Source organism: Ralstonia sp. 25C (assembly GCF_051904805.1).
Lineage (GTDB): Bacteria > Pseudomonadota > Gammaproteobacteria > Burkholderiales > Burkholderiaceae > Ralstonia.
In genome coordinates this window covers 3555254-3574141 of record NZ_CP196737.1, presented here as the reverse complement: position 1 = coordinate 3574141, position 18888 = coordinate 3555254, and the positions used below count along the sequence as shown (strand labels likewise).

Annotated in this window: 15 protein-coding genes and 2 pseudogenes; 4 read left to right on the top strand and 13 right to left on the bottom strand. The window is 65.7% G+C overall.

From position 1 onward, the window contains the following. Positions 1–55: 55 nt before the first annotated feature. The 5 genes from ACS7SF_RS16795 to ACS7SF_RS16775 form a co-directional block, all read right to left on the bottom strand. Complete coding sequence (locus tag ACS7SF_RS16795) at positions 56–658, bottom strand: DUF2894 domain-containing protein (protein WP_439890800.1); 603 nt, start codon at positions 656–658, stop codon at positions 56–58. Next, positions 645–1298 carry an OmpA family protein gene (locus ACS7SF_RS16790; protein WP_439890799.1) on the bottom strand — a complete coding sequence of 218 codons (654 nt, stop codon included), beginning with the start codon at positions 1296–1298 and terminating at the stop codon, positions 645–647. The genes ACS7SF_RS16795 and ACS7SF_RS16790 overlap by 14 nt, the downstream gene beginning before the upstream one ends. Continuing rightward, the gene (locus ACS7SF_RS16785) at positions 1295–3403 is read right to left on the bottom strand and encodes a DUF802 domain-containing protein (RefSeq protein ID WP_439890798.1); all 2109 of its coding nucleotides are present in this window, start codon (positions 3401–3403) and stop codon (positions 1295–1297) included. Before ACS7SF_RS16785 ends, ACS7SF_RS16790 begins: the two co-directional genes overlap by 4 nt. A 10-nt stretch (positions 3404–3413) precedes the next feature. After that, entirely contained in the window at positions 3414–4157 is a 744-nt protein-coding gene (locus ACS7SF_RS16780; protein ID WP_439890797.1) for a DUF3348 domain-containing protein, read from the bottom strand. 75 nt (positions 4158–4232) lie between these two features. Then, positions 4233–5351, bottom strand: coding sequence for a 3-deoxy-7-phosphoheptulonate synthase (locus tag ACS7SF_RS16775; RefSeq protein WP_439890796.1), 1119 nt, complete (start codon positions 5349–5351; stop codon positions 4233–4235). 440 nt (positions 5352–5791) lie between these two features. On the opposite strand from ACS7SF_RS16775, the gene ACS7SF_RS16770 reads away from it, so the two are divergent. Continuing rightward, a complete protein-coding gene (locus ACS7SF_RS16770; RefSeq protein ID WP_439890795.1) occupies positions 5792–8122 on the top strand; it encodes a putative bifunctional diguanylate cyclase/phosphodiesterase in 2331 nt (776 codons plus the stop codon). On the opposite strand, the pseudogene ACS7SF_RS16765 reads toward ACS7SF_RS16770, so the two are convergent. From ACS7SF_RS16765 to ACS7SF_RS16745, 5 genes and pseudogenes are all read right to left on the bottom strand, one after another. Further along, positions 8122–9636: pseudogene (locus ACS7SF_RS16765) on the bottom strand (thymidine phosphorylase family protein); the annotation flags it as partial. The gene ACS7SF_RS16770 and the pseudogene ACS7SF_RS16765 sit on opposite strands and share 1 nt — an antisense overlap. Before the next feature lie 40 nt (positions 9637–9676). Then, positions 9677–9955: a DUF1488 domain-containing protein gene (locus tag ACS7SF_RS16760; protein ID WP_439890794.1), complete on the bottom strand. Its 279-nt coding sequence runs from the start codon at positions 9953–9955 to the stop codon at positions 9677–9679. A 53-nt stretch (positions 9956–10008) separates the two neighbouring features. Beyond that, a pseudogene (locus ACS7SF_RS16755) lies at positions 10009–10983 on the bottom strand (ribose-phosphate diphosphokinase). 2 nt (positions 10984–10985) lie between these two features. Then, positions 10986–12344, bottom strand: coding sequence for an MBL fold metallo-hydrolase RNA specificity domain-containing protein (locus ACS7SF_RS16750; protein ID WP_439890793.1), 1359 nt, complete (start codon positions 12342–12344; stop codon positions 10986–10988). 38 nt (positions 12345–12382) lie between these two features. Continuing rightward, positions 12383–12805 carry an Hsp20/alpha crystallin family protein gene (locus tag ACS7SF_RS16745; RefSeq protein ID WP_439890792.1) on the bottom strand — a complete coding sequence of 141 codons (423 nt, stop codon included), beginning with the start codon at positions 12803–12805 and terminating at the stop codon, positions 12383–12385. Between the two features lie 299 nt (positions 12806–13104). Here ACS7SF_RS16745 and ACS7SF_RS16740 point away from each other — a divergent pair, with 299 nt between their 5' ends. Together ACS7SF_RS16740 and ACS7SF_RS16735 are read left to right on the top strand one after the other, a co-directional pair. Continuing rightward, entirely contained in the window at positions 13105–13452 is a 348-nt protein-coding gene (locus ACS7SF_RS16740; RefSeq protein ID WP_439890791.1) for an HPF/RaiA family ribosome-associated protein, read from the top strand. A 42-nt stretch (positions 13453–13494) separates the two neighbouring features. Beyond that, on the top strand, positions 13495–15069 hold the full coding sequence (locus ACS7SF_RS16735; protein WP_439890790.1) for an AAA family ATPase: 1575 nt from the start codon (positions 13495–13497) through the stop codon (positions 15067–15069). Between the two features lie 17 nt (positions 15070–15086). Here ACS7SF_RS16735 and ACS7SF_RS16730 read toward each other — a convergent pair whose 3' ends face one another. Together ACS7SF_RS16730 and ACS7SF_RS16725 are read right to left on the bottom strand one after the other, a co-directional pair. Next, positions 15087–15734 (bottom strand): response regulator, encoded by a 648-nt coding sequence (locus tag ACS7SF_RS16730; RefSeq protein ID WP_439890789.1) that lies wholly within the window; start codon positions 15732–15734, stop codon positions 15087–15089. After that, positions 15731–17098: a PAS domain-containing sensor histidine kinase gene (locus ACS7SF_RS16725; RefSeq protein WP_439890788.1), complete on the bottom strand. Its 1368-nt coding sequence runs from the start codon at positions 17096–17098 to the stop codon at positions 15731–15733. The genes ACS7SF_RS16730 and ACS7SF_RS16725 overlap by 4 nt, the downstream gene beginning before the upstream one ends. Positions 17099–17373: 275 nt before the next feature. On the opposite strand from ACS7SF_RS16725, the gene ACS7SF_RS16720 reads away from it, so the two are divergent. Further along, entirely contained in the window at positions 17374–18168 is a 795-nt protein-coding gene (locus ACS7SF_RS16720) for a helix-turn-helix domain-containing protein (protein WP_439892785.1), read from the top strand. Positions 18169–18205: 37 nt separating this feature from the next. Here the strand turns inward: ACS7SF_RS16720 and ACS7SF_RS16715 are convergent, their stop codons facing one another. Beyond that, positions 18206–18853 (bottom strand): BON domain-containing protein, encoded by a 648-nt coding sequence (locus tag ACS7SF_RS16715; protein WP_439890787.1) that lies wholly within the window; start codon positions 18851–18853, stop codon positions 18206–18208. Positions 18854–18888: the final 35 nt, after the last annotated feature.

Sequence of the window (18888 nt, the reverse complement as noted above, 5' to 3'; positions counted from 1 at the left end):
CGTCAAGCCGATCTGCGATGCGCGCTGCCGTCTCTGAACGCGCCCGCTGAGCCCGTTAGCGTGCCTTGCTCCGCCCGCTTTTGCGGGCACTGGCGCCACGCGTCGCCTCTCGGCTTGCCGGCGCGCTGTCCGCATGCATCTGCTCGAGCCACGACAGCGCATCGACATACGACAGGAACTGCCGCAGATACGCCGGCGACAACTCACGCATCGACAACAACGCGCGGTGCACAAGGCTGCTCGAATTGAGCGGCCCGGCATTCGACGGCACCTCGAGCTCCAGCGACTGACGCAACTGCGTTTCGGCGCTGAGCTTTGCCCAGATGTTCCGGAAGTCGTCGAGCATGCCCACTTCCGGATACGTGCTGGCCGTACGGGTCTGCTTGATGTCGCTCAGCAACACAGCCAACGGGCTGCGCGCGGGCTGGCATGAAGGCGCGGCGCTCTCACCCGGGCTGGCAGCGGAAGTACGGCTGGCGTAGTCGGCGAGTAGTTGGTTCACCCGCGCATACAGGGTGTCCTGCGCAGTGCCGGTCTGAGCGGCCGCCCGCCGGTGCAGCGCCTCGATCAAGCGAAAGCGGATCGGGTCTGCGCGATCGGCACCGCTGGCGCGCAGGGCGTCAATCGCGGTGGCGAGTGTCGCCTCAGTGGGCTTCACGGCGCCCACCGTTGGAAGCCGACGAGCGCGGCACGGGCGCGATTTCCACGCGCCGGTTCTTGGCGCGGCCCGCGTCGTCTGCGTTGGAACTCACCGGCTGCTCGGAGCCGAACGCCGCGGCAAATACGCTGGATGCAGGGATGCCCTCGTCGATGAGCGCGCGCGTCACCGTCAGGGCACGCTTGGCCGACAGCTCCCAGTTATCCGCAAACTGGCGGTTGCCGGATTGCACTTGCTGGTCATCGGTAAAGCCGCTCACCATCAGAATCTCATCGCGCGACTTCAGGTATGCAGACAGCGGGCCGGCCAGGCTCCTGAGCAACGTGCGCCCTTCCGGCTGCAACTGGTCGGAGTTGAGCGCAAACAGCACGCTGCCGTTGATGCCGATGCGCCCGTTCACGAGCGTCACCCGCCCGGCCGCCAGCGGGCCCGCCAGCGCCTGCTCCAACGTCTTGCGGCGCTGCGCTTCCGCCTCGCGCTGCTTGACCTCGCTCTCCAGCTTGGACGACAGCTCCAACTGCACGCCAATCACGCCCACCAGAATCAGCACAAAGGCGCCGAGCAGCACCGACATCAGATCGCCAAAGGCCGCCCAGACAGGCGCCGTGGCTTCGACGCCGGCGTCAATGTCGTCGTTCATGCCGCCTCGGCTCCGGCAAAGCGCTGCGTATTCTGCGTGCCGCCAAGGCGCTGCAGATCTTCGATGATCTGCTTTTGCGACAGCATGCTCAGGTCGATCACCTCGCGCGCCTGCGCCACGTAGTAGGCAAGCTGCTCGTCACTGCGGGTGAGGGACTTGTCCAGCGCGGACTCGATACGCTCCAGCTGCGCCATCAGCTTGTCGTTCGATTCGCCAAACAGTTGCACGGCCGCGCCGAACGCTTCACTCAGGCTCGCGACTTCAGCAGCGCTGCCCGTCACCTGGGCAGCCACAGCGCCGAGCTTGCCGGTTTCGGCTTCGACATGGTCCGTGAATCGCGTGCCGACGCGCTCCAGCAAACCTGCTGAGGTGGCCACCAGCCCATCCACTGCGGTGCGCTGCTCGGTGGACGCATGGTTGACGGCGTCGAGCAGCGTTTCCAGCGTGCCCAGCAGGCGCGTGCGCTCTTCCAGCATGGCCGTGTCGCGCACCATGCTGTCCGACAGCTTCTGGCGCAGTTCGGCCACCACTTCGGCGGCCGCTTTGGGGGCCTCCGATGCGGCCTGCACGAGCTGCGAAATCTCGGCGATCGTGCCCTTGGCGTGCGCCTCCGTTTGCGCGGAGATGTCGCGCGCGGTCTGCGCCAGCGCGTCGCAGATGTCCTGCTGCCGGTTGGCGGTGACGGCGCCAGCCTGCTCCCATGCTTGGCTCAGGCGCGTACCCATCGCGCCGAGCGTGTCCGCCCAGGCGGCCAGTCGCTGCTGATCACGGGCTTCCAGCGCGGTCTGCAGTTCGACGTGCGATTGGTTCAACGCTTGCAGCAGCGCGGCACCGTGCTGCTCGAACGTGGCAGCTGCGCTTTCCAACGCGCGTTGATGCTGGCTGGCGGCCTCGGTCTGCGCATGCGCTTGTCGCGCCAGTGCCGCATCCCAAGCACCGGACAAGCGGCCTGCCGTGGTGTCGAGACGTTCGGACACGCCATCGAGCAAGCGGGTCGAACGTTGCTCGAACGTGTCGGCAAAGCGGTCCAGCGACGTGCTCACCTGGCCGACCAGCGCCTCGCTCGAACGTTGGTGTGCGGTCAACGCGTTGTTCCAGATGCCGGCCACCGTCTCGGCCGTGGTCTCGAAGCGCGTCGATAGCCCCTCCAACTGGCGCTGTACAGCGTGCGTAACCGTGTCGTGCAGCGTGGCGGATTCGCGGGCGAGCCCGGCCATGGTCGTTTCCACCACGGGCTGGATGGCGGCGCTAGCGGCACGCGCGCTATCAGCGGCACTCTCCTTCAGCGACTGCCCGACCGAGACGGCGAGGTTGCTGTATGCCACCTCCGCCTTGTCCAGAAACGCTTGCTGGCTGGCAAGCTGGCGCTCGCTGCTGGTGGCGCTCTGTTGCTCCAGCGCGGTCATCATGGCCTGCAAGCGGTCCACCAGCGCGGGCATCACATCGGACTGCCGCTGCAGAAGCTGGAACGTGGCTTCGCGCTGATGCGCATGCGAGTGGATGCGCAGCGTGGTAGCAATGTGGGCATCCAGCGCCTGCACGGCCTGCAGACGTTCACGCCGGCACAGCGCGGAGAGCAGCCCCAGCATGGCGGACGTCGCGACACCGGCAATCGAGGTGCCGAACGAAAACCCCAGCCCCTTGATCGGCGCGGCCAGCGATGCACGGATCGCTTGCAGGTCTGTCGCGCTTTCCAGCGCGGCACCGGTGCCCTTGAGCGTGACCACCATGCCAAGCAACGTGCCCAGCATGCCCAGCAGCACGAGCAGTCCGACCAGATACGGCGTCAACGCCGGCCCGGGCAGCGCGGCGCGCTCGCCCTCCACGCGCAGGCGCACGGCGTTACGCAGGCTCGGGTGCAGGGGTTCAAGCCACGTAGCCAACTGCGCAGGCGGCTCGGACAGCCCCGCCACGGCGCGTGCAAGCGTGCCGGTCGCCTGCTGGTAGCGGCGCAACTCCAGCGCACCCGTCAAGTAGATGGCACCGATGAGTACCGTCACGGCAAGCGCCAGCGCATTCCAGCCGACCAGATAGCCGCCGGCGATCCAGCCCACAGCCGCCACGCCGGCAAAGAAAACGATGAGATTCAGGTGATGTCTGGACATGGTGTCCCGATTAGCGGGTGCGAAGGGCGGCAAGCAACCCTTCGACCGGTTGAAAACGAACATCCAATTCCGCCAGCAGCACGCTCCGCATGTCGTTGCGGAATGTGTTCAGCCACGCATTGGAGGGGGCGGCGAGGGATTCAGTCGCGTGATCGGCCTGCCGTTGTTGTTCTGCCGCGCGCAGGCGCTCGAAATACTGCCCGAGCAAGGTTGGAATGCCGCCCAGCAGCGTGCGTTCGCGCACGGCGAGGGCTTGCTCCATGCTGGCATCCAGCACAGCAAGCTTGGCCAGCGCCGGTGAGTTTGCCGCCAGCGCACGACGCAGACTGCTGCGCAGGTTGCCGACGTCCATCTCCATGGCTTGCTGCATGGAGAGATAGCGCTGCCGGAAATCCGCGTAGTCGACGTCAGCTGCAGCGGGCGCACTCTGCACCGGCGCGCGCAAAGCGCTGGTCGATCTCGTGTCTGGCGAGCCGCTTGCGTTGATGGCTTTGGTCAATGCCGTGCGAACGCGGCTGCACATAGCCTCCGCAGTGGCCGCCTGCGCTCCAACCGCCCGCGCGCTGGGCGCCACGGCCGGCGGACTGGCCGCCAGCGCGCTCGACAGCGTGATGGCGTCAGTCCAGCTCAGCCATTGGCTCAGCCGGTCGGCCAGCGATTGCGCCGGTTGAGGCACATCGGCGTCGGCCAAGCGAGCAAGTAAACGGATGAGCGCGGGGCCGCTCAGGGCTCCGCGCGGCTGGGCGTGCGCCATGCTGCGAATGCAAAAAAGGCAGAATTTTACACACGCCCGCCAATGCGCCCGCCCGTGCCGGGCGAGGACGCGCCGTCAGCCCTGCCGACGGGCGCGCACCGCGCCGGCCAGCGCATCGAGCAAGGGCTCGGTCTGGGCCCAGCCCAAGCACGCATCGGTAATCGACACGCCGCGCTGCAGCGGCACGCCGGGTTTCAGATCCTGGCGCCCTTCTTCCAGATGGCTTTCGATCATGACGCCGACAATGCGGCGCTCGCCGGCGGCCAGCTGCTGCGCCACGTCCTGCCCCACGTCGATCTGGCGCAGGTGCGATTTGCCGGAGTTCGCGTGCGAGCAATCGACCATCACCTGCTCGCGCAAGCCGGCCTTTCGCAGGATCGCGCAGCTGTCTTCAATGGCCGCCGCGTCGTAGTTGGGCCCCTTCTTGCCGCCGCGCAGGATGACGTGCGCATCGCTGTTGCCGCGCGTCTCGAAAATCGCGGCCATGCCCATCTTCGTCATGCCCATGAACGAGTGCGAGGAGCGCGCCGCCAGAATCGCGTCGGCGGCAATCTGCACCCCACCATCGGTGCCGTTCTTGAAGCCGATCGGGCAACTCAGGCCCGAGGCCAGTTGCCGGTGGCTCTGGCTCTCGGTCGTGCGCGCCCCAATGGCGCCCCAGGCAACGAGGTCGGCAATGTACTGCGGGCTCAGCAGATCCAGAAACTCGGTGGCCACCGGCAGGCCGAGCGCCGTCACCTCCAGCAACAGCTCGCGGGCGCGGCGCAGGCCTTCGTTGATGCGGAAGCTGCCATCGAGCCGCGGGTCATTGATGTAGCCCTTCCAGCCGACGGTGGTGCGGGGCTTCTCAAAGTACACGCGCATCACGATCAGCAGGTCGTCACGCAGGCGCGCCGCTGCAGCCTTGAGGTGATGGGCGTACTCCATCGCCTGGTCATGGTCGTGGATGGAGCACGGGCCCACCACCGCAATCAGCCGATCGTCCCGGCCCTGCAGCACGTTGGTGATGGCTGCGCGGCTGGTTTCCACCTGGGCCTGCACTTCGGGCGATACGGGCAGTTCGTCCAGCAGTAGCGCCGGGGAAATCAGCGGGCGGACGGCGCCGATGCGCACGTCGTCAATGCGGGTCGTGTCTTGCGTGGCGTCGGCCACGCCGACTTCCTTGTCGTGCTTGGGATCGTCAATACGGGTCATGGCAAGCGGTGTTCTGTGGCTCTGGCGAAAAAACAGCGCTCATTAGGCCTGTGCGGGGCCGGCTGCGCAAGCGCAACGGTGCGCCAGCCGCACGGAATCTGTTCTCCGACAAGAAACCGGCTGGCGATGGCCATCTCAGGGGGTGACTGCACGTCGACCTAATCTTTCTCTCCGAGCCGCCTCATACGAATGCGCTATTCAGAAAAGGGACGAATCGGCCGCTCTAAGGAGGTGGCAGTGCACAATGTCCATCACGCCGTTACGTTGAGAAAAAAGAGGATCCCATGCCGCTGGCCCGCCAGCTTCCGTTGTCCAGCTTGCAGGTTCGCGCCGCACCTGCCGTCTATGCGCAGGCCCCTGCCCGAACTTAGCCACCCGCCCTTGCCGACCGTGTCGGGCGTCCGCTCGCCGCCCGACCGTTCCGAACCCTGGAGCGATCCATGACCGTCAGAACGTTTGCGAGCACCGTGGCGGGCTTCATGGGTGTGTCGTCAGACAACCCGGAGCTGCTCAAGGCGCAGTACCGCGCCTTTTCGCGCCAGCTGCCGATGATGTATTTCATCCTCATCAGCAGCACCTGGGCGGTCGCCCTCGCCTTCCGCGGCCAAGCACCCAATTGGCTCGCCATCGGGGTGCCACTGCTGCTCACGGCGGCCTGCGTCGTGCGCGTGCTGCACTGGTGGCGGTCGCGGCGGATTGACCCCACGCCCGAACTCGCCCTGCGTGCGCTCAAACGCACCAATCGGCTGGCGAGCATCATCGCCGCGGCCTTCACGGCGTGGTCGCTGGCGCTGTTTCCCTATGGGGACCCGTACACGCGCTCGTACCTGGCCTTCTACATGGCCATCACCGTGATCGCCTGCATCTTCTGCCTGATGCACCTGCGCTCGGCAGCCACCATCGTCACGGTCATCGTCAGCGGTGTGTTCATCGCGTTTTTTTCCGCGACGGGGCAGCCAACCTTTGTGGCCATCGCCATCAACATGGCGCTGGTGTCGTTGGGCCTGCTCGTCATCCTGATGATCAACTACCGCGATTTCACCCTCATGGTGAACGCGCAAACCGAGGCCCGCCGCCGTGAAGCCGAACAAGGCCGGCTGCTGCAGATGATCGATGACATGCCCATCGCGGTCATGACGGTCAAGCCGGACTCGTTGGTCATCAACTACGCCAACAACACCTCCAAGCGCCTGGTCGACCGGATCGCGCACCTGCTCCCAGTCAAGAGCGACAGCTTGCTCGGTACCTCCATCGACATCTTCCATGCGCAACCGGAGATGCAACGCCGCCTGCTGGCCGACCCGTCCACCCTGCCGTACAACACCCGCGTACAACTGGGCCCGGAAGTGCTGGACCTGAAAATTTCTGCCGTGCGTGCCAACGACGGCAGCTACATCGGCCCCATGCTGACCTGGGCGCTGGTGACCAAAGAGGTGGAAGCCGAAAACCGTATCCGCCAGTTGGCCCACTACGACATGCTCACGGGGCTGGCCAATCGCACCAACTTTCGCGAACAGCTGGATGCACGGCTTGCGGTGCCGGGCGCCCGCCTCGGGCTCCTGTATATCGATCTGGACGGCTTCAAGGTCATCAACGACACCAAGGGCCACCGCGCGGGCGATGCCCTGCTTGAACAAGTGGCGGCACGGCTAAGTTCGGTGTGCAGCTCCGCCGGCACCATCGCGCGGCTGGGCGGGGACGAATTCGCCGTGCTGGTGCCGCACGACGATGCCAACCAGGCAACGGCGCTGGCTTGCGCCATCATCGCGGCGCTCAGCACGCCGTATCCCCTGGGCACGGACCAGAGCGTGCGGATCGGGGCATCGGTCGGCATGGCGCTGGCGCCAGCGCATGGCCATGATGCCGAGAGCCTGCTCGCGCGTGCGGACATCGCGCTCTATGCCGCCAAGGCGGCCGGCAAAGGCATGGCGCGCCTGTTCAGCGCAGACATGGAAACCCGCATTCAAGAGCGTGCCCGTCTGGAAGCGCAGCTGCGCGTGGCGCTGGAGCGTGAAGAGCGCCTGTTCGTCTTCTACCAGCCAATCATCGAGGTGGCGACCGGCAAGGTCACCGCCCGCGAAGCGCTGGTGCGCTGGCACCATGCCGAGCGCGGCTGGGTGCCACCGGCGGAATTCGTGCCCATTGCCGAGCAAAGCGGCCTGATCGACCAGCTCGGCCGCTTCGTGCTGCAACAGGCTTGCCGAGAAGCCGCCCGCTGGGAAGACGGTGCGCGCGTAGCGGTGAACGTATCGCCCATGCAGCTGGGCAAGGCCACGCTGGCGCAGACGGTGCGGGCGGCCCTGCTCGATGCGGGCCTCGCGGCTGACCGGCTGGAGATCGAAGTCACGGAAACCGCGCTCGTCCAGAACGAGGCCGAGAGCATTGAAGACCTGCGCGAGCTCTATCAGATGGGCGTGCGCGTTGCGCTCGACGACTTCGGCACGGGGTACTCGTCGCTGGCGCATCTGCGCGCGTTTCCGTTCGACAAGATCAAGATCGACCGCTCGTTCGTCTGCGACTTGCAGCAGCGGCCCGATAGCGCTGTGCTCGTCAAAGCGATTGCCGATCTGGGCCGGCAGCTTGGCGTGATTACTGTGGCGGAAGGCGTGGAAACACCGGCGCATGCGCGGATGATCCGCGAGGCGGGTTGCACAGAGGCGCAAGGGTATTTCTACGGCCGCCCTGCGCCATCCGAAGCGGACCGGGACGCCGTGGAAGCCTGCTCTGCGGTGGAGCCGGCAGCCGCCGGGCTCAGCACCTGCGCCGGCTGACTCAGCGCCACCGCTCGGTGCATCCGCGCGTAGGCAAACGCATAGTCCAACTCCCCCGACGCCTGCGCGTGCAATGTGAAGAGCGGCTGCCCAACCTGCACCTGATCATGCAGCCGCACGTGCATTTCCACGCCGGCCACTTGGCGCATCGGCGCACCGGCCAGCTTGGCGATCCGCGCGAGATGGCGGTTGTCGATACTGCTGATGATGCCGTCCTGCCCGGCCACCACATCGCGGCGGAAGATGGCCTCACCGGGCACGCGCAGGCCGCCCTGCGCTTCGCAGATCTCTTCGAACTTGCGCCAGGCGGCGCCGCTGTCGAGCACGCCTTCGGCATCCGCACTGCCTGAGCCGGGTGCCGCCGCCCCGCAGAACTCCAACAACGCGCCAGCCAGCAGCAACGAGCGCTCGCGCAGGTCGAACGGCGCCGTCGGCAAGCGCTGCAGCACGGCCAGCACGTCACGCGCTTCCAGCGCAGGCCCGATCCCCCGCCCTACGGGCTGCAAGCCATCGGTTGGCACGATCAGCACATGCACGCCAAACGCCCGCGCCACACGTTCGAGCAACATGCGCAGGCGCTCCAGGTCGGGCTGGCTACGCACCTTGGCGGTAGGCCCGACCGGCACATCGATCACGACATGGGTCGAGCCCGCTGCGATCTTCTTGGACAGAATCGACGCCACCAGTTGCGCATCGCTGTCCACATCCAGCGCCCGCTCGACGCGGATCAACACATCATCAGCCGGGCTCAGGCTCAACGCCCCACCCCACGCCAGCGACGCGCCCACGCGGTCAACCACGCGACGCAACTCCGTCGCGCTTAAATTCACCCGCGTGAGCGTTGCCATCGTGTCGGCCGTGCCGGCCGGCGAGGTGATGGCGCGTGACGATGTCTTGGGCAATAGCAGCCCAGCCGCAGCGGCAATGGCCACGACGATCGGGCTGGTGCGGTTACCCGGCAGCCCGCCCACGCAATGCTTGTCGGCAACCACGGGGCGATCCCACGTGAGTCGCTCGCCGGAGTCGACCATCGCCTGCGTCAGGTCGATGGTCTCTTTCACGCTCATGCGCTCGCCCGCGCATGCGCTCAGGAACGCAGCGATGTGCACATCGGCGTAGCGCTCGTTGGCGATGTCTCGGATGACGCTGCCGAGCTGGTGCGCATCCAGGTGTGCGCCGTAGATCTTGGCGCGCACCGCCCGCAGTGATTCCAACGCCGGCGCGTGGCTCACGCTCACCGCATCGCCGGGCCGTGCCATCAGCGACTCGGCGGCGCTGACAGACAGGCTGACCTCGCACTTCTCCAGCAACGTGGACGAGACGAGGTTGAGCGTGGCGATCAGCGCGCGCTCGCCAATGCGCACCTCCACCCGGGCTTGCGCGGCAAAGCCTTCCGCGCGGCAGATCGCGCAATCGGGGGGCATGTAGATGACATGCTCCTGCCAGGTGTCGATGCCGAGCGGCTTGAACGTCAGCCGATCGGGCAGCGCCGTCACCTCGGGGGGCTCGCGCATGGCAATGGCTCCGGTGGCCGCCGAGGTTCCTCGCGGACCATTACACGGGAAAGCGAAAGTGCCCGCTGTGCAAAGTGATCTGCTTGGACCCCGTCAGTTCGAACATGGCCCGGGCAACCGCTTCGATGTCACCGCGATGGCCGGCAAACGCCTGCACCAAGTCTTCGGAGCGGCATGACCGCGCGCCGAAGTGGTCTTCCAGTGCCTCGGCCGTGATGGCGTAGGTGGCGTTATTGCCGTCCACCGAGGCGCGGCATTGCAGCACCGGGCCGGCCGCGCAGTAAGTGGGCTCGCCGGTGGAAAACTCGATCTGTTTCATGATGCATTCCCCAGGGTTGGGATGTTGCTATCGCCAGCGTAGGAGCGCCGCCCTTAGCGGACAAGCCGACTTGTGACCTCGGGCAGAGGTAGATCAAACAGTGGCGCGATTGCCTCCACCAGCGGTGTCGTCAATGCAATGCGATTGGACGGATGCGCGATGGTGTCGCAGGTGACGACATCCGCCGCCACGTCGCACAAGGCGCTGTACGCCCGCTCGGCAAAGACAGCGTGAACTGCCACGCAGTATGGTCGCGGCAACCCTGCACGCTGCAGCTGCTCGGCGGCGGCAACCAGCGTGCGTCCGGTGGAGATGATGTCGTCCACCAGCACTGGCACACATTATCCCGCGGGCATGTCGGGCATGGTGGACCCTATGGCCGACACTTCCACGTGCCACGCGCTATGGCGCGTCTTGTTGAGCACCGTCCACGGCGCATCGCACAGCTTGGCGACGTGTTCGACCCACTGGCGGCTTTCCTCATCGGGGCCGATCAGCACCGGGTTTTGTACCTGCGCGCGCACCCACGCCGCCAATGCAGGCGCCGCCTGCACGGCGACAGTGGGAATCCCATAGACCTCCGACAGCGTGGAGATGCGATGCAGATGCGGGTCGACCGTGACGAGCCAATCGAAGTACTGTGTGAGCAACGCGGCAAAGTGCTGCGCGGTGCAGATCTCGCCGAACTGGAAGATGGCGTCTTGCCGCATGTAGGCTAGGTACGGCGCCACCAGCCCCACGCGGCGCGCGCCGCCTTCGCGGGCAGCAAGGGCCAGCCACAGCAGGGGCAGCAGCTTGTCGTCGGGCCGGTCGAGCGTGCAGATGATGGCGACATCGGCGCCGCGCACTGGCGTTCGCAGCCGCACGTAGGAGTCGCCATCGGGAAAGCGCTTGATGTCCGCGTGGCCGATTTCCGCGCCCAGCGGCAGCGCCAATCGAGCAGCTGCGGCTTGATTGCCGGGCATGGCCAGCACGATGCGCCTGCCCGCCATGCGTGCAGATGACTGAACCGGTGCCCGGGGTTCCATGATCAGATCAGCGGATAGGTCTGCCGATACTCCGGCATGCGCACCGGCCATTGCAGTTCGTGCTCGATGCGCTGGCGCAGGGCGTCGCTGGCAGCCGGTTCGCCGTGAACGACGAAGGTCTGGCGTGGCGCGCGCGTGAAGCCGCGCAGCCACGTCATTAGCTCGTTGGCATCGGCATGGGCGGAGAGATTGGCAATCTGCTCGACCGTCGCGCGGATCGGGACCTCTCGCCCGTGCACACGCAACGCACGCTGTCCGGCCAACAGGGCCGCACCGCGCGTACCTGCCGCCTGGAACCCCGACATCAGGATGGCGTTGCGCTTGCCGCCGCCGAAGCTTTTGAGGTGATGCAGCACCCGGCCACCTGTGGCCATGCCGCTGGCGGCCAGAATGATCTTGGGCGTACGGTCGCTGCTCAAGTGCATCGACTGCTGCGGACTCTGGATCGGCACGGCCAGCGCACACGCCGCCTGGCAATCCGCTGCTTCGATACGCAGATCGTCAACGTGATGCGCAAACACCTCGGTGGCGCGCTCTGCCATCGGGCTATCGAGGTAGATCGGCACATGCGGAATGCGGTGCGTACGGATCAATTGATACAGGCAGAACAGCAGCGCCTGCGTGCGGCCGACCGCAAACGCAGGAATCAGCAGCGTACCGCCCTGGCCGATGGTCCGCCGCACGATCTGCTCGAGCACATCAAGTGGATCGCCAGCCGGGTGCACGCGGTCGCCATAGGTGGATTCCACCAGCAGCGTATCGGCCTCGGCCACGGGCTCGGGTGGCCGCATGACGGGATCGACTTGCCGGCCCAGATCGCCGGAAAAGACGATGCGCTGGCCGCCAGCAAACAGCGTCAACGTGGCCGCACCGATGATATGGCCGGCACGATGGAACTCGGCCTCCACGCCATCCACCACGGGAAAGCGCTCGCCGTATGCCACCGGGTGAAGTTTGCGCAGCGCCTTGGCGGCGTCCTTCTCGTCATAGAGCGGCAAGGCCGGATGGTGGCGGGAGAAACCCTCCGCGTTGGCGTACTGCGCATCTTCCACCGCGAGCCGGGCGCTGTCGGGCAGCATGATGTTGCAGAGCTCGGCCGTGCCCTTCGTGCAATACACGGGGCCGCGAAACCCGTTGCGCACCAGCAGCGGCAGGTAACCGCTGTGGTCGATATGCGCGTGGGTCAGCACCACGGCATCCACGTGATGGGGGTTGATGGCGAGTGGGTCCCAGTTGCGCAGCCGCAAGGATTTGTAGCCCTGGAACAGCCCGCAATCGACCATCACGCGGTGTGCGCCGGTGTCCAGCACGTACTTGGAGCCGGTCACCGTATCGGTGGCGCCGAGAAACTGCAGCCGCATGTCTCTCCCCCCTCTTCTTTGCCTGCTTGCTGCGCTGCTCAGCGGATGGGGACGCGCTGCTGCGGCGAAGCCTCCTTCTTGGGCAGCGTCACGCGCAAGAGCCCATCTGCATATGTCGCGTCGACCTTGCCCTCGTCAATGGCGGCATCCAGCGTGAACATGCGCTGCATCGCGCCGCTGTACCGCTCGCTGCGGATGACGCGTTCGCCTTCCTTCTTCTCGGTCTGCCGCTCCACCTTGGCCGAGATCATGACCGTACCCCGATCGACCGTGACGTCGATGTCTTCCTTCTTTGCACCCGGGATTTCCGCCACCACGTTGTACGCGGCATCGGATTCCGTCACGTCTACCTTGAACGGCAGTACCCCGTCCATGTTGCCCCGGAACGAACGCAACAGCCCCTGGAAGATATCGCCCACCGGTTCAATGGCGAACGGGTCGTAGCGCCTGAGTTGGCTCATGGCTACCTCCTGATACATGGCTTGAATGGACGGGAATGCCGGTACTCACCGACACATTCATCGTGGCACGGCGTGCCTTGCGGCAGATCAATGTCCGGATACCGCAATCAAAGACCGATTGAGAGGTATCGCCTGGCGCACGCGTGGCCCCGTTGCCGGCACCACGGAAGCCCCACGCGTTGACGCGCATCAACCCATCCACGCGAGAGAAGAGAAGAATACAAAGGCTGGCATGCACTCAAGCGTGCACCAGACCGACGCAGCACTCGCTGCGCATCTTGCTCAAATGGAGTGACACCGTGACGATTCCCGTCGAACTTTCGTTTCAAGGCCTGCCCTACTCCAACGCGATTGAAGAAGCCGTCGCCCATCAGCTCAGCCGCCTGGAACGGCTGCGCAGCCACATCACCCGCTGCCGGGTCTGCCTGAGCCAGGAAGCCAAACATCAGCAGCAGGGCCGACCGTTCAGCGTACGCGTCGACCTGATGACGCCACTGAGCGACCGCATCTTCAGCGACACCTCTGAACAAGACCCCTACCTTGCCCTGCGCGAGGCCTTTGCACGCGTGGAGCGCATGCTGATCGACGCCACACAGAAGCAACGCAACCACAGTGGGCAACCGGCCGATCCAGCCGAAGAAGCCTGACCCGCTCCGGGTTGTCGAGAGCGGGCCACAGGAGGTACACACATGACCGCTCCATCCAATCCGATGCTCGCCGCCCACGTTGCACCGCTGGCGCCGGATGCCAATGCATTGGTCGCCAGCCTGCTGACAGCCGCCGCCTATCCGCACCCCGCTGGCCGCCCACGGCTAATCGAAACGCATCTGTCATGGGTGTTTCTGGCCGGTGAATTCGCCTACAAAATTCGCAAGCCGGTGGTGCTGGACTTTGTCGATTTCTCATCGCTGGCGGCACGGCGCGCGGATTGCGAAGAGGAATGGCGGCTCAACCACCCGCTCGCGCCTGGCTTGTACCTGGGCGTGGTGCCTCTCACGCGCGATGCCGGCACGGGCGCCATTCGCGTTGGCGGGTACGGTGACACGGTCGACTATGCCGTGCGCATGCGGCGCTTTCACCAGCACGACGTGTTGCGCGCCATGGCACTTGAACGCCGCCTAGGGCCGCAGCAGATCGACTCGCTGGCCGACCTGATCGCCGATTTTCACAGCGCCGCGCCCATCGCCGACGCGAGCACCGAATACGGTACCGCCGCACGCATTCGCCGGACACTTGAAGACTGCGCAGACGCCGTGCTCGCGCTGTGCACCGACCTGCAACGGGCGAAGGCTGCAGTATCGCTGCTGCGCCAGCATGCCGAGCGGCTTGGCCCCGCGCTCCAGTCTCGCACGCGCACCAGGCACATCCGCGAATGCCATGGCGATCTTCATCTGGGCAATATCGTGCTGATCGGCACCCGGCCGACACCGTTTGATTGCCTGGAGTTCTCGGCCGCGTTGCGCTGGATCGACACCATGTATGACACGGCGTTCCTCTTCATGGATCTGCTGGCGCTGGACCTGCCGGACCTCGCCTACCGCCTCATCAATCGCTACCTGGAACGCAGTGCAGACTATGGCGGCCTGGCTGTGCTGCCCTTCTACGCCGCCATGCGCGCGCTGGTACGTGCCCGCGTGCTGCTGGAGCGCGCGCACCAACTGGAAGACGCCGACGAGGAGGCCACTACGCAGCGCGACGAGGCACACCGGCTGCTCGATCTTTCGGTGTCATTGCTCACGTGCAATGACGGCTGCCTCATCCTCATGCATGGCCTGTCCGGCAGCGGCAAATCCACCCGCGCCGCGCAGTATGCGGAAGCCGAACAGATGATCCGCGTGCGTTCAGACGTCGAACGCCAACGCAGGCATCACGCCAACGCAGCCGAGCGCTACACACCGCACGCCGTCGACCGCACGTATCGGCGCATGGCAGCCATCTGCCGCATTGGCGTGCGCGCGGGTTTCCCGATGATTGCGGATGCCACCTTTTTGGCACACCACCATCGGGACCCGTTCTTCGCATTGGCGAAACGCCTTGGCGTGCCGGTGGCGATTGCCGACTGCGCTGCAACCCTCAACGTCTTGCAAGCGCGCATTACCGCGCGTGCCAGGCGCGGTACGGATGCGTCCGAAGCGGATCTCGCCGTATTGGATGGGCAGATCTCATCACAGCAGCCGCTGTCTGATGACGAGCTTCGCCACGTGATTCCCGCTGCGGTGTCCGCGGTGTTGCCGTGGGTACTCCGCACGCTTGCGCACCGATGAGCGCAAGCGCGGGTCGGCTACAGCGTGTCTTCGTCCGAAAACAGCTGGTGGCGAATGGCGTAGCGCACGAGGGCCGCTTCGCTGGAAAGCTGCAGCTTGTCCATCAGCCGCATCTTGTACGTGCTGATGGTTTTGGCGCTGACGCACAGGCTGGTGGCAATGTCGGTCAACGGCTCGCCCTGCACCAGCCGGCGGTAGACCTCCATTTCACGGTCGGACAAGCGCGTGTGGGGCGCTTCTTCACTGGCCTCGCCCAGGCTGTGGGCCAGTTTTTCTGCAATGGCCGGGCTGACGTAGGTACCTCCGCTGGCGACCTTCTGCAGCGCCGTCACCAGTTCGGTCGCAGCACTTTCCTTGGTCAGATACGCCGCCGCGCCGGCGCGGAATGCCCGCGCAACGTACTGCTCTTCCGCGTGCATGGTCAGCACCAGCGCCCGCACACCGGGGTGATCGGCACGCAGTTGCTGTAGCAACTCCAGCCCGTTGCGGCCTGGCATGGACAAATCCAGCACGATCACCCGGGGCTGATGCTCGCGCACGAGTTGCAGAACCTGCGTGCCGTCGGACGCTTCGCACACCACTTCGAAATCTCCGGCGCGCTCCAGGATGTGGCGCACGCCGTCGCGCATCACGGCGTGATCGTCGGCGATCATCACGCGGATCATGAACGGCTCTCCTCAGTCAAAACTTGGTTGGCAGGAAAACACACGGTCAGCCGGAACCCAGCGTCGAGCGCATGCGATGTCGTGGCCTGGCCACCCAGTTGGCGCGCCCGCTCGCGAATCCCGAGCAGGCCGAGCGGCCGGCGCGCACCTTCCGCGGGCGGTGCGCCGCTCCAGCCGCGGCCGTTGTCTTGAATGGTCAGTTCCAGCATGTCGCCCTGGCGCCCGAAGTGGATGTCCACGCGGGTGGCATCGGCATGGCGCACCACATTGTTCAGCGCCTCCTGCACGATACGGAACACTGAAATGGCCGAGTGTTCGTCCATCGACACCTCTTCGGCCCGCACCTGAATGATCAGGCCGAAGCGCTGGCGCACGTTCTTGGCGATCCACTCAATGGCCGGCACGAGGCCCAACTCATCCAGCAACGGCGGGCGCAAGTCGGCGGAAATCTGGCGCACGGCGGCAATGGTCTCGTCGATCACGCGCTGCATGGCCGTCGTCTGCGCGGTCAGCGTGCCCGGCGTGCCGGCCGCCTGAAGATCGGCCGCCAGCAGCGAGATATCCATCTTCAGCGCGCTCAGGCGCTGGCCCAGATCGTCGTGCAATTCCCGGGCGATACGGCGACGCTCCTCCTCGCGCGCAGCGAGGATGCTGTCGGACAAGTGCTGCAACTCTTCCTGCGAGCGCCGCAGTGCGGCGTCGGCGCGCATGCGCTCGGTGGTGTCGCGCAGCATCACCGTATACAGCTTGGCGCCGCTGTCCTCGATCTGCGAGATGGACGCCTCGATGGGGAATTCGCGGCCGTCCGCGTGCAGAGCAAACAAGGCACGCTGGCGGCCCATCTGGCGCTCCGACACGCCTGTCACGCCAAACCTGCGCACATGGGCCTCGTGTGCATGGCGAAATCGCTCAGGGATGAAATCGGCCAGCGGGCGGCCAATGGCGTGGCTGGCGGGACACCCAAACAGCGTTTCGGCCATCGGGTTGAACAGGACGATGCGCTGCGCGTCGTCCACCGAAATGATCGCCTCCATGGACGAGCGGATGATGCCCGCCAGCCGGGCCTCGCTCTTTTCCAGGTAGGCGAGATAGTCGGTGACGGTGGCGCGCAGCATGCGCAGCCGGAACCAGTAGAACGTGAGCGCCAGCACGGCAGCCAGACAAGCGATGGCCAGCAGCAGGATGGCCGCCCCGCGCACGCGTGGAATGGCGACCGAAGCCAGCCACGCCGCCGAGACAAACAGCAGCACAACCGCCAGCCCCCCGGCCAGCAGTTCGGCCGGCGTGGAATGCAACTGCAGCAGGCGTCTGCGCCCTGCGGCTGCCGAATGCCCGGAATGCCCGGTTTGTCCCTCTTGGTTCATGGATGAATGCCGGCCCCACCAGACAAAGATGCCGTCACATTAATCCATCTGATCCTCAATGGGAATTGACAATGTGATGGATGCGTCGCCAAACGGCAGCCGGCTGTCAGGGTTCCCTGACAAGCACACGGCGCGCGCCGACACGACTCTCAGCGCACCCTGATTTCGCCGGATGCCGCACTTTCAGATACTTCCCATATACGGACACCGGGACAGCCAGATAAGCGGCGATCGGAAACCGCAACCTGTTCGCCCCCTCAGGAGAGGCCGTCATGATGCCCAACGCAGTCGAAGCCCGCCCCCAAGCAAAAGTGGGCCGCCCTGCCCCCGTCGCCCAGCTCAAGCTGGTGCGTGACATTCACGCCCCGGCCCCGATGGACCCGGCGCTGCAAAGCCAATGCGCCAATTGCGTGATGCACTGGGCCTGCCTGACCAACGCCGTACCGACGGCACAGCGCATGCAACTGGAGCGCATGGTCCACACGTGGCGCAAGGTCGGCAAAGGCGAGACGCTGTTCCGCGCCGGTGACACCTTCCACGCCATTTACGCCGTGCGCTCCGGCTCGTTCAAGACGGTGGTATCGCACCCCAACGGTTCGAGTCATGTCACGGGTTTTCAGTTGTCGGGCGAAACCCTCGGCCTAGATGGCATTGCCGCTGACAAGCACACCTGCGACGCCATTGCCCTGGAAGACAGCACCGTCTGCTCCATGCCGTTTCATTGCGTGGAAGACCTGTGCCAAGACATCCGCCCGCTGCAACACCGCCTGCATCAACTGATGGCGGAAGAGATCGTGCGGGAATCCGGCCTGATGCTGTTGCTGGCCGGCCTGACCGCTGAGGCACGCGTGGCGACCTTCCTGCTGAACCTGTCGTCGCGCATGCAAGCGCGCGGCTATTCGCCGTCGAGCTTCACGCTGCGCATGACGCGCGATGAAATCGGCAGCTATCTCGGCATGCAGCTGGAAACCGTCAGCCGCGCGCTGTCACGCTTCCAGCGCGAAGGCTGGATCACGGTGGAAGGCAAGCGGATCGCCCTGCTGGATGCCGCTGCGCTCAGCGCGCTGTAACCGCGTCATCGGCCGATTGCGCCTGCGCAACCCGCTTTCAACCGCCAAGCTGCAGATGGTCGATGACCTCCGTCACGCCGGGCGCGGACCATGCCGCGCCCATGGCGGCGCGCCGCTCCGAAGCAGAGTCCACGCGCCCGCTCAGCGTGACGGTACCGCCTTGCACCGATACCTGGATGTGGCTGGCTTCGCGCTCGGCATGCCGCCGTAGCGCAGCGCCGATCTGCTGCGACACATCGGTCGGCACCAGCCGCGCCTTGATCTTCAGCCGGTTGATGAGCCCGCCCACACCTCGCAGCGTGCCGACCGCACGCGCGGCCAGTTCGCTCTGATAAGGCCAGTCGACCTCGCCTGACAGCGTTACCCAGCCGTTTTCCACCAGCACCTCGATGCGGTCGGACGGCACACTTGCATGCCATTCCAGTGCGGAACGTGCAGCCTGCGCGATGTCTTCATCGGCATGCGTGCCGGACAACCGTACTTCGATCTTCTGCACCACGCCGCGCACGCCGGCCACGCGTTCTGCGGCGTGCGCAGCAGCCAGCTTTTCGGTGTAGCTGTGCACATGGCCCGTCAGGGTGACGACCCCGTAATCGACCTCCACGCCAATGGAGGCTGCGTCCACAGCTGGCTCCCAGACCAGTTCGTCGCTGACATCCCGCTTGATGCCCAGGTCGCTTTTCATGGCGGTCTCCTTGCCTTGTTGGTTTGCTTGCCTGG

Coding starts and splice junctions, on each gene's coding strand:
- ACS7SF_RS16715 (WP_439890787.1), bottom strand. CDS start 18,853: ATGAAAAGCGACCTGGGCATCAAGCGGGATGTCAGCGACGAACTGGTC.
- ACS7SF_RS16720 (WP_439892785.1), top strand. CDS start 17,374: ATGCCCAACGCAGTCGAAGCCCGCCCCCAAGCAAAAGTGGGCCGCCCT.
- ACS7SF_RS16790 (WP_439890799.1), bottom strand. CDS start 1,298: ATGAACGACGACATTGACGCCGGCGTCGAAGCCACGGCGCCTGTCTGG.
- ACS7SF_RS16770 (WP_439890795.1), top strand. CDS start 5,792: ATGACCGTCAGAACGTTTGCGAGCACCGTGGCGGGCTTCATGGGTGTG.
- ACS7SF_RS16785 (WP_439890798.1), bottom strand. CDS start 3,403: ATGTCCAGACATCACCTGAATCTCATCGTTTTCTTTGCCGGCGTGGCG.
- ACS7SF_RS16775 (WP_439890796.1), bottom strand. CDS start 5,351: ATGACCCGTATTGACGATCCCAAGCACGACAAGGAAGTCGGCGTGGCC.
- ACS7SF_RS16760 (WP_439890794.1), bottom strand. CDS start 9,955: ATGAAACAGATCGAGTTTTCCACCGGCGAGCCCACTTACTGCGCGGCC.
- ACS7SF_RS16730 (WP_439890789.1), bottom strand. CDS start 15,734: ATGATCCGCGTGATGATCGCCGACGATCACGCCGTGATGCGCGACGGC.
- ACS7SF_RS16745 (WP_439890792.1), bottom strand. CDS start 12,805: ATGAGCCAACTCAGGCGCTACGACCCGTTCGCCATTGAACCGGTGGGC.
- ACS7SF_RS16750 (WP_439890793.1), bottom strand. CDS start 12,344: ATGCGGCTGCAGTTTCTCGGCGCCACCGATACGGTGACCGGCTCCAAG.
- ACS7SF_RS16725 (WP_439890788.1), bottom strand. CDS start 17,098: ATGAACCAAGAGGGACAAACCGGGCATTCCGGGCATTCGGCAGCCGCA.
- ACS7SF_RS16780 (WP_439890797.1), bottom strand. CDS start 4,157: ATGGCGCACGCCCAGCCGCGCGGAGCCCTGAGCGGCCCCGCGCTCATC.
- ACS7SF_RS16735 (WP_439890790.1), top strand. CDS start 13,495: ATGACCGCTCCATCCAATCCGATGCTCGCCGCCCACGTTGCACCGCTG.